The 11,218-nt window shown below is 41.4% G+C and carries 8 protein-coding genes; 6 read left to right on the top strand and 2 right to left on the bottom strand.

The genetic code is table 11. The features are described 5' to 3' along the window. Nucleotides 1-1,118: hypothetical protein (locus VNZ46_RS15455; RefSeq protein ID WP_325560964.1), on the bottom strand; the 1,118-nt coding region annotated here is incomplete at its 3' end. A gap of 562 nt (nucleotides 1,119-1,680) precedes the next feature. Then, nucleotides 1,681-2,556 carry an AraC family transcriptional regulator gene (locus tag VNZ46_RS15450; RefSeq protein WP_325560963.1) on the bottom strand — a complete coding sequence of 292 codons (876 nt, stop codon included), beginning with the start codon at nucleotides 2,554-2,556 and terminating at the stop codon, nucleotides 1,681-1,683. Nucleotides 2,557-2,776: 220 nt separating this feature from the next. On the opposite strand from VNZ46_RS15450, the gene VNZ46_RS15445 reads away from it, so the two are divergent. The 6 genes from VNZ46_RS15445 to VNZ46_RS15420 form a co-directional block, all read left to right on the top strand. Continuing rightward, the gene (locus VNZ46_RS15445) at nucleotides 2,777-4,621 is read left to right on the top strand and encodes a sodium:solute symporter family protein (RefSeq protein ID WP_325560962.1); all 1,845 of its coding nucleotides are present in this window, start codon (nucleotides 2,777-2,779) and stop codon (nucleotides 4,619-4,621) included. Nucleotides 4,622-4,643: 22 nt separating this feature from the next. Then, nucleotides 4,644-5,822: a glycosidase gene (locus VNZ46_RS15440; RefSeq protein WP_325560961.1), complete on the top strand. Its 1,179-nt coding sequence runs from the start codon at nucleotides 4,644-4,646 to the stop codon at nucleotides 5,820-5,822. Between the two features lie 9 nt (nucleotides 5,823-5,831). Continuing rightward, the gene (locus VNZ46_RS15435; protein ID WP_325560960.1) at nucleotides 5,832-6,992 is read left to right on the top strand and encodes an AGE family epimerase/isomerase; all 1,161 of its coding nucleotides are present in this window, start codon (nucleotides 5,832-5,834) and stop codon (nucleotides 6,990-6,992) included. Between the two features lie 24 nt (nucleotides 6,993-7,016). Continuing rightward, complete coding sequence (locus VNZ46_RS15430) at nucleotides 7,017-8,696, top strand: PNGase F N-terminal domain-containing protein (RefSeq protein ID WP_325560959.1); 1,680 nt, start codon at nucleotides 7,017-7,019, stop codon at nucleotides 8,694-8,696. An 81-nt stretch (nucleotides 8,697-8,777) separates the two neighbouring features. Continuing rightward, nucleotides 8,778-9,794 carry a GntR family transcriptional regulator gene (locus VNZ46_RS15425; RefSeq protein ID WP_325560958.1) on the top strand — a complete coding sequence of 339 codons (1,017 nt, stop codon included), beginning with the start codon at nucleotides 8,778-8,780 and terminating at the stop codon, nucleotides 9,792-9,794. A gap of 2 nt (nucleotides 9,795-9,796) precedes the next feature. Further along, nucleotides 9,797-11,218 (top strand): solute:sodium symporter family transporter (locus VNZ46_RS15420; protein WP_325560957.1); only part of this gene is annotated, 1,422 nt, incomplete at its 3' end.

Below are 11,218 nucleotides of genomic sequence, written 5' to 3'. Positions count from 1 at the left end.
CTGGCACGCACTTTCACTATGCAAGAGTCCATGTTAAAGGGGTTAACGACCTGCAGAGTCATTCCCGTTTGGCTGACTTCAGGTAAGGGGTAATCTTTAAATGATCCATCGGGTAATTTGATCCTGGCCATGTAAGGCCCGATATCTTGTGGAACAAAATTGAATGTACCCATTCCTGCATGCTGGGCATTGAAAGTGGCTACTTCCTGCTGTTGGTTGTTGTATACTTTTCCTGTTACAGCCATGCCATAACCTTGTTCATTGATTGCTTTGAAAGCAACCCTTGCAGGTAGCCCGCTAACCAGTTTCCCACCTTCGGGAAGGAACTGAAGATCCATTTTTTCTGGTCGGTCCAACATCAGAGGTGCAGTTATTTTACGTTTTTCCTGACTTTTGCGAAGGTCTTCAATATTCAGAGAAAGGTTTTTAGCACTGGTTTTCTCTGGCAGTTCAAAATTGAGTTGCAGCCTGCCGTCAGCGAGCGTTTCGGTTTTGGTATTTAATAAAGTCTTTTTTTCACCGGTAACAGATAACCGCATTTCCCTTAAACCTACAGGGAACTGATCAAATTGTTTAATTTGAAGGTCCAGTTTGATATTGTGCTGATTGGACTGCTTTTCGGCAGTTGTCCTGTAGTTGATCAGCCAGGCAGAACTATAATTTGTATTCAGGTAAAATTGTTTTTGAAAAACATAACTCTCCCCAAAATTTCTCATCCAGCTGGTATAAGCCCTCAGGGTATAATTGCCTTCAGGCTTGTCACTATCCATGGGTATATAGCCCGTCGTCATGCCATTGTAAACCGGGACCATAATTCTTTGCAGAAGCCGGTTGCTGTCATTGACAAGCTCAAGATAAAGTATTCCACTTTTTGTAGAATAATTCTGAAGAGAAGCCTGGAGTAAATACCCTTTAAACCATAGCGTGTCTCCAGCCATATAAGACGGTTTATCCGTTTGAATATATAATTTTTCTACAGCAAGGCTATCATTATTCAGGTTGATATCGGAAAGGAACTGGTTTAACGGAGATTTTGGAGACAACTGTCCAAAGCTTAAATCTGGAAAGAAAAGAGGGCCGCAAAGGACAAAAAACAAGAGTAGATTTTTTGCTTTCATAATGGAGCGATTATCTGCAGAGTTCAAATCTTTCCTGAAGATATTAAAATCCTTTCTAATTAGAAATCATTTTGTCTGCCCCTTACATAGGATAGGGGAAATAGGAGTAATAGAACTATTTTCTTATAATAAGTTAAATGTGCAGGCAATGATTAAAGCAGCAAGCAGATTAAAAATTAGTTTTTACGATTTAAAAGCCTTTTATATATAAGGCGGCAAAAAGTATAGAGGCTAAGTTTACGAAGATCAGCATATAATGAATGAAGGTATTTGGTAGCTTATTTTTTCTATTTTTGATAAAGATTAACATCGAAACCAAAAGATTAAAGCAGAAAAGGAACAAGGCTAAAAAAAACAGATATTCATTTGGACTGAACCTTTTGTAAATGGAGAAAACAATATAACCTATAACAGATAGTGTCTGAATCGTGTTGATGTTTAGTGTTATAGAGGCTGGAGAAACGGCTTTAGGGTTATTCATTGCGTATAATTGTATTTTAAAAGTATTCAATTTTCAGCAAAAATAAAACTGAAAGTACCGAGGGGTAGAAAAACAATCAACTTATATGAAGACCCTGGTTCCTGAAAAATTCTCCCTGAACTCTTTTGGGGTACAGCGTTTTTTCTTTTTAAACAAACGGTTAAAATTAGAAATGTTGTTAAAACCACAGTTATATGATATCTCTGCTACAGAATGAGTTGTTTCAATAAGCATCCGGGTCGCATGTCCCAGACGGATATCGTTCAGACTGTCAATAAAGGTATTGCCTGTTCTCTTTTTGATGAAACGGCTAAAGGAAACTTCCGTCATACTGACCAGTTTGGATAAGTCTTTCAGATTGATCGGTTTATGGAAATTTGCATGCATAAATTCAAAGGCTTTGTCAATCCTTCTACTGTTGTAATTCAGAACCTGATCATTATTGAAGGTTGCGTCAGATAAAACACGCATGCTTTTAGAAGTAGATAACTCATGCAGAATGCTAATCAGTTCGAGAACAGAATCAAAACCCTGGAGCTGGTTAATGGCTAATATTCTTTGGTATAGTTTTTCTACGGTTTCTTTAGGGAAAAGTATACCTCTAACAGAACGTTCAAACATTCTTCTGATAAAAGTGAGCTGATTTCTTCTGAGCATTTTATCATCAAAGAGGTCTCTGTGCCATTGGATGGTCACTTCGGTGATTTCCTCACTTGTGCAATGGTGTGTAGTCCATACATGGGAAAGGTTTGGACCAACAAGTACCAGTTCCATGTCTGTAATTTCTTCTACATTATCTCCAACTATACGCTTTGCCCCTGCAGCATTCATGATCAGATTCAGTTCATATTCTTCATGAAAATGAAGCGGAAAATCAAATTCCTTTTTTACCCTGGAAAAGATCGTAAAACAGTCATTCTGAGTGAGCGGTGTAATTTCTTTAATGATGTTGTTCATAATTGGCAGCGTTCAAAAGTATTATAATTCAGATAAAAGAATATTATAGGCAATATAAACAAAATGTGGAGCTATTTAGATGTGTAAGGCCTTAAAGAGCGTGATATTATAAGATTTATATGTTGATTGGTTAAAATAGTATTACTGTTAATGCGAAATTGATACCTAATTTTAGCTCGTTATTGAATAACCTGAATCACTTACTCAACAAGCCCAAACCATGAGATTAACAAGTATTGATCTATGTATCATTCTTGCCTACCTGCTGCTGACCATTTTTATTGGCCTGTGGTATCGAAAAAAAGCAAAAGAAAATAAAGACAGCTATTTAATGGGAGGTAAATCCCTTCCCTGGTATATGCTGGGTTTAAGTGATGCATCAGACATGTTCGATATCAGTGGGACCATGTGGATGGTGAGCCTTTGTTTTGTGTATGGTCTGAAAAGTATATGGATACCTTGGTTATGGCCGGTGTTTAACCAGGTATTTATGATGATGTTCCTGAGTAAATGGTTGCGCAAGAGCAATGCCAATACCGGAGCGGAATGGCTGCTTACCCGTTTCGGTATTTCCGGAAAAGGCGTTAAAGGCTCACAGGTTGTGGTCATTGCTTTTGCCCTGATCAGCTGCTTTGGTTTTCTAGCTTATGGTTTTGTAGGGCTTGGGAAATTTATAGAGATTTTTGTACCCTGGAGCGAAGTGAAAGCCTATCTGCCCTTTGAGCTTTCGGATCGGTATGTACCACATTTCTATGGAATCGTATTCACCCTTTTTGCCATGTTCTATTCCATTATAGGTGGAATGCACAGTATCGTTTTGGGAGATGTGATCAAATATATCATCATGACGGTTGCTTGTATTTCTATCGGAATTATTGCTTTTCAGCACTTATATGGACAGAGCTTAAATGTTCCTAAGGGATGGGACGATCCGTTTTTTAGCTGGCGTCTTGACCTCGACTGGAGCAAAATTGCTGCAGAAGCCAATAAAAAGATTGCTGATGATGGTTTTAGCCTCTTCGGATTGTTCTTTGGTATGATGTTGATGAAAGGCGTGTTTGCTTCTTTGGCCGGCCCGGCCCCAAATTATGATATGCAAAAGGTATTGAGTACAAAAAGCCCCGAGGAAGCCAGTAAAATGACCGGATTTGTGAGCATTATTTTATTACCCATCCGTTACTCAATGGTGATGGGTTTAACTGTACTGGCATTACTGTACTATAATCAGCTGTATTTAAAAGGACCAGATGGTGTTACTGATTTTGAAAGGATCCTGCCCGCAGCCATCAACACCTTCCTTCCGGTAGGGGTGTTGGGGCTGGTGCTGACCGGGCTGCTTGGTGCATTTATGGGAACCTTCAGCGGAACGTTAAATGCAGCCCAGGCCTATATTGTGAACGATATCTATCTTAAATATGTTAATCCGGAGGCCAGTACAAAAAAAATCATCCGTATGAACTACCTGGTCGGTATACTGGTGGTTGCTATCGGGGTGATCCTGGGCCTTTTTGTAAAAGATGTGAACACGGTATTGCAATGGATCGTTTCTGGTTTATATGGTGGTTATGTAGCTGCAAATATGTTAAAATGGTTTTGGTGGCGTTTCAATGCAAACGGCTTCTTCTGGGGTATGATGTTTGGAATTTTACCCGCGATTGCCCTGGCCATTTTAAAATCCTTTGGTGTACTTTCCGGACTGGATCTTTATTATTGGCCTTTACTGTTTATCCTGTCTATGGCTGGCTGTATCCTGGGAACCTATGCCGCTGAACCAACGGAAATAACGGTATTGAAATCTTTTTACACCACCGTTCGGCCATGGGGTTTCTGGAAGCCCGTCAACGATCTGGTCAAGGCTGAAGATCCCTCGTTCCAACCCAACAGGAACTTTAAGTTAAACATGTTCAATGTCGTTCTGGGGATTATTGCCCAGCTCTGCCTAACCATTCTGCCCATGTACCTGATCATGATGCAGAAGTTGCCGCTACTAATTACAGTGGTGATCCTGGCAGTTATCATTACCATCCTTAAAAAGACATGGTGGAATAAACTGAACGATTACTAGATATTTATCTGCATCATAAGAAATGAATAATTTTGAAAAGAAGGTTCAAGACCTTTACAACAGCTATGAAGGGTTGATTGCCCTGGACAACGAAATGATAGAAGCGGGCAATGGAGTTTTTAACCGATACGAAAATCCCGTGTTAACTGCCGCCCATACCCCATTAAACTGGCGGTACGATTTTAGACCGGAAAGTAATCCAAATTTACTGGAAAGAATTGCTATTAATGCAGCTTTCAATGCCGGTGCAATTAAGTTTAACGGGAAATACATCCTGGTGGTTAGGGTAGAAGCTGCAGATAGAAAGTCCTTTTTTGCTGTTGCAGAGAGTCCGAACGGAATAGATCACTTTCGTTTTTGGGACACACCGGTGGTTTTACCGGAAACTGAAGAACCAGATACCAATGTTTATGATATGCGTATCGTTGCGCATGAAGATGGCTGGATGTACGGATTATTTTGCACGGAACGGAAAGACCCATCTGCACCTGCTTACGACCAGTCTATGGCAGTCGCACAATGCGGTATTGCCCGGACCAAAGATCTGAAGACCTGGGAGCGTCTGGCTGATCTGCAAACACCTTCTCCTCAGCAAAGAAATGTGGTACTGCACCCGGAATTTGTAGACGGGCAATATGCATTTTTTACACGTCCGCAGGATGGTTTTATTGAAAGTGGTACAGGTGGTGGTATTGGTTTTGGTCTCAGCGCCTCAATGGAGCAAGCTGTGATTGAAAAGGAAACCGTGGTCGATCCCAAGCAGTACCATACAGTTTACGAAGCAAAGAACGGTATGGGGCCTGAACCAATTAAAACAGAGCATGGTTGGCTTTTTTTGGCGCACGGGGTGCGAAATACAGCTGCGGGATTAAGGTACGTACTGTATTTGTTTATGACCGATCTGCATGACCTGACCAAGGTAATTTATAAACCTGCTGGATATTTTTTGGCACCTGAAGGTATAGAAAGAGTTGGAGATGTATCCAATGTGGTTTTCTGTAATGGCTGGATCTTAGATGAAGATGGAAAAATATTTATTTATTATGCCTCTTCGGATACAAGAATGCACGTTGCAACCACTAACTTAGCTGTATTACTGGATTATGTGATGAATACGCCTGCAGACGGCCTCCGCTCGGCGGCAACCGTACAGACGATTCTGAACAATATTGAAAACAACCAGCTGGTGAAGAAACATTAAATGCACAACGTGGCGGATCAAGAAAAAAAATATGCAGCAGAACTGCAATCGGAATTGTCAAACATCCTGAGTTACTGGATGGATTTTACCCCTGACGATCATTATGGTGGCTTTGTGGGAAGAATTGATCAGGACAATATTATTGACGAAACCGCACCAAAAGGAGCTGTGCTCCATGCAAGGATCTTATGGTCTTTTGCTGCTGCCTATAATCTGAATCCGCTGCCTGAATATATTGAACATGCCGGCCGGGCCTATCATTATATCGTAGATCATCTCCTTGATCATGAATTTGGTGGAGTGTACTCATCTGCAGATCCCAAAGGAAATCCGCTGGACACTAAAAAACAGATCTATACCATTGCCTATACCATTTACGCCATGAGTGAATTCTTTATGGCTTCAGGTAAAGAAGTAGCGAAAGATCATGCGGTTGCTTTATACAAAGATCTGATCCGTTATGGTCTGGACAAGGAAAAAGGTGGTTACTTTGAAGCTTTTGGTCAGCAATGGGAACCGCTGGATGCATCAAAGACTATGAATACCCAGTTGCATGTTCTGGAGGGTTTGACCAATTTATACCGCATATGGCCAGATGAGGAGCTGAAACTGCAATTGCTTGATCTTCTTGCAAACTTCAGAAATTTCATTATTGACGCAGATACAGGCCATATGGGGTTACTCTTCGATGAAGACTGGTGCCAGAAATCCGACACCATATCCTATGGTCATGACATTGAAGCCTCCTGGCTATTACAGGAAGCTGCAGCAATGACCGGAGAAGCAGAACTGATCGCCGCATTTAAAGTGATCACGTTAAAAATGTCAACAGCTTCCTTAGAAGCTCTTGATGCCGATGGAGGGATGTGGTACACCTGCGAGCCCGCTTCGCAGCGTGTCCTTCGCGAAAAACACTGGTGGGTACAAGCTGAAGCTATGCTTGGATTTTACAAGGCCTGGGAATGGTCTGGAGAGGAGAAGTTTCTTGCCGCTTCAATGGGTGCCTGGGCATTTGTAAAAAACAGGATCATTGATAGAAATAATGGCGAATGGTTTTGGGGGATTGGTGCAGATGACCAGGTAATGCCAGATCAAGATAAAACCGGACCCTGGAAATGTCCGTACCACAACAGCCGCGCATGTATTGAAATTATTAAGAGTACAGCATAAAAAAAGCCATTATCTTTACCCTCCATGAGAACTTTGTTTATTGGCTGTGTGCTGTTGTTCATCAGCACCTCCTTATTTGCCCAGAAGAATACCAATGCAACCCAGGCTGTCGTTACCTATAAATTTCGCAGCAATGGAAAAGATCAGGAGGGAGAACTGAAACTATTTATTAAAGATAAGCAGGCGCGCCTGGCAAGGAATGGCGTCCAAACAGAGCAGCAGTTCCTGCAGTTTGACGAGGCATCCAGTTATCAGGTGTTGAACAGTAAAGGCACCCAGTACACCTTTAAAAAACCATTTTCGGAATATGCTTCGGCTGAATTGCTGCCGGGCGTAGATACCATATGTGGTATTCCCTGTAAAAAAGCAAAGCTCCTTATCCGTTCCAATACCATTGAAATCTGGTATAATACCGATTTGAAAATAAAAGGCAGCCCGGCTATTACTATTGCTCCGGGACTTGGACTGGTACTCAAAACCATTCGCAATGGCAATTCCGAAACGGTAGCTAAAAACATCAGTTACCGTAAAATCAAAGCCGATGAACTGCAGTGGCCCGCCCAATGGGGAGTCATGCTGGATGAGCCAGCTTATCAGCGTCAGGTGATCGAAAGCCGTTATATGACACTGCAGATCTTTAACGATGAGCAAATCAATTTTGGCCGTAAAACAGATAATCCGACAGGAGAGCAAGCCAATACCACCTATCATTTTGCCGGCGGCACAGTAATCATGAAAAAAGTGAAATTGCCTTCTGCTTTACCTGGACAACATTTATTTGCAGAATTGGTACAGCATTCCAATGGAGATGCCTATGACCGTACAGGTTCTGTTTTTATGGTTCCAGCAAGCCGAGAAGTGTCGTTTTTAAAAGCCCTCCAGCACGGTTTACAGGTGCTGCCGGTGTATAATGCCAGAAATGGAAAGAAATACCAGGGAATTACCGCAACTGACCAGTATTTACCACCATTAGAACTGATGAGGTTCTTCACTTCCTTTGGGGTGGGGCATTTTAACGCACAGGCAAAGATCAAAGGCTACAACTGGGCTGATTCTGTAGTCTACAAACAAGACATTACCACCTTATTGCCAAGTTTACAGGGAGAAGTATGGATTGGTGTTTTTATAGGAAACTATGATAAAGGAGGACATAAGGCCAGTCTTTATTTTAAATATTACCCCGGAGATGAAGGAGAGGATAAAAATAGTGCTAAGAAATGGATGATGCCCGTATTTAATACCACAAATCTTATGGAAATGGCAGGTCAGGAATATGGAACATTATTCGATAAGGATTCTCTTACAGTGACAGTAGAAGTGCCAAAAGGAGTAAAAAATTTGAAATTGAGATACCTGACAACCGGGCATGGTGGCTGGGAAAACGGCGATGAATTTGTTCCAAAGCAAAACGAAATATTTGTAGACGGCAGCCGCGCCTATCATTTTGTTCCCTGGAGAGAAGATTGTGCAACTTACCGCATGCTGAACCCGGCCTCCGGAAATTTTGGCAATGGTCTGTCTTCATCAGATTTAAGCCGTTCCAATTGGTGCCCGGGCACGCTTACCCTTCCCGTAGAAATTCCTTTGCCGGATATGAAGCCAGGAAAACACCTGATCCAGGTAGCTATACCTCTGGGTAAGCCCGAAGGTGGAAGTTTCAGTGCATGGAATGTTTCTGGTGTGCTGATCGGCGACCAGGAATAATTAAATTTTGCAAAAACTATTTATCTTTGCCATATTTGAAAAGTAGTATAGAGTAGTACAGAGCCAAATATAATATTGATCATGAATTTTATTTTTCAAAAAATAAGGGAACTTACCGAAATCAATTCTCTCTCCAAAAATGAACAGCTGATTCAGGGGATTTTAAATGCCATTGATGAAAAGCTGGTTTCCAAAGGAGAGATTCTGCCTTCGGTAAATGCAATGATCAAGGAATTCGGTTTTGCAAGGGAAACCATTGCAAAAGCCTATAAAGAATTGATTAACCGGGGAATCATTAAGTCTACCAATCGTCTGGGGTATTTTGTGGCGATAGAAGATACAGAGCAAATCCTGAAAGTAGCTCTGGTATTGTTTAATTTTGATGTTTTTCAGGAAGATCTCTACAGGAATTTTAAAGATGGCCTTGGAGAGAATGTACACCTGGACATCTTTTTCCACCACAATAATATCGAGACCTTCGAAAGCATCCTCTCCAATATGAAGGGGAAATATGGAATGTATGTGATTGCCCCGATTCCACACCCAAAAACTACAGAACTGCTGAAGTCTATTCCCTCCAACCGCTTGCTGATGATCGATCGTTATGTGCCGGTAGACGAAGAAGTATCTTATATTGTACAGGAATTTGAAGAGCCGGCCTATCAGGCTTTTGCGAGTTTGAGTGAGCGGATCAAGACCTTTGAAGAAATCATATTCTTCTTTAAACCCTCTTCTGCCGAACCTATAGATATTTTAAAAGCCTTTAAACGCTTTCTGAAAGATTTTGACGTGAAAGGTACGGTAAAAACGGCCTATACACCAGGTTCTGTAAAAGCCGGAAAAGTTTATTTTACCATTAACAATTCAGAATTGTGGGTGATCATTAAAGATACCATAGCAAAGAACCTTCAATTGGGCAAGGACGTGGGTATTCTTTCCCATAACGATGACACGGTAAAGGAAATCGTTTGTAACGGCATCACTACTTTTTCTGTGAATTTTGGAGAGATGGGGAAAAAAGCTGCCGAATTTGTATTGGACAGACAAAAGATACAAGAGATTATGCCTACCCTGTTGCTTAGACGAAATTCATTGTAGAAATGAATGCGCCTGCGGTAATCAGTTTACTGGTATGTACCCTCTTGGTTGGTTTTTTTTCCTGGCTCAAAAGCCGGAAGGTCAAAATCACCAATACCACTTCTTTATTCCTGGCCAACAGAAACAACAGTTATTTGCTGGTTGCGGGTTCTCTATTTTTAAGTAATCTGAGTGCCAATCAGTTTATAGGAGAAAATGAATCGGTCTACATCAATAATATGACCATCATCGGCTGGGGCATCAGTTCTGTTCTGGCCATGTTGCTGGTTTCTGAATTCCTGATGCCTGTTTATTTCAGGAGCGGAATGATCACCACGCCCGATTTTCTGGAAGCCAGGTATGATAAAGGAACTAAACGACTGGTTTCTATTGTCTTTCTGCTCAGTTATATTGTCAATTTGCTGCCAACGGTATTGTATACAGGTGCGGTGGCTTTTAATGGAATGTTTAATATCAGTCAGGTGTTACATGTCAGCTACTGGCAGGGCATTTGGATCCTGGTCTGGATCATGGGTGCCGTAGGCTGTACCTACTGTATTCTGGGCGGTTTAAAAGCCATTTCTGTTTCAGACAGTATCCTGAGTTTTGGAATGCTGATTATTGCGGTGATCCTTCCTGTCTATGGGCTCAGATATCTTGGACAGGGAAGCATTATAGATGGCTTGCACATTATTATTTCCTCTAAAACTTCTCATTTAAACGCTATAGGTAATGCCTCAGATGCCATTCCCTTTTCTACTATTTTTACCGGGATGCTGGTGGTGAACATCTATTACTGGGGGATGGAGCAGTATATTGTACAGCAGTCACTGGCCGCTAAAAACCTTAGTGAATCTCAAAAAGGAATTGCCCTGGCTTGCGTGGCGAAACTACTGAGCCCCTTGTTGATCAATGTTCCCGGACTTATTGCTGTGCACTTGTATCCTGACCTGACCAATACCGCCCAGGTTTTTCCTTTGCTGATCAAAGATGCATTGCCTTCTTTGTTTATCGGATTAACAGGAAGTGTTATACTCGGCTCTGCCATTACTGTATATAATGCGGGTTTAAACAGCAGCAGTACCTTGTTTGTGCTCAATATTTACAAACCATTAAAGATTAAACGAAATACACCTGCTTCAGAAAAGGAACTGGTTAAAACAGCAAAACTTTTCGAGGTGGCTATTTCCCTTCTGGCGATGTTTATTGCGCCCTTTATCATTTTTGCAAACAAAGGCTTTTACAATTACCTGCAGGAAATCGCCGGAATCTTCAGTATTCCAATTTTCACCATTATCCTTGTTGGGATGATTACGAAAAGAGTACCTCCCCTGGCTGCAAAGATTGCGGTCGTGTTCTATATCATCTGTTATGTATTTCTACACTTTGTATTTCCGGTGAAAATGCATTTTCTTCATTTAATGGCCATTCTCTTCGTGGCAACG

The organism is Pedobacter sp. (assembly GCF_035566355.1).
Classification (GTDB): Bacteria; Bacteroidota; Bacteroidia; order Sphingobacteriales; family Sphingobacteriaceae; genus Pedobacter.
This window is presented reverse-complemented; position numbering and strand designations above follow the sequence as displayed.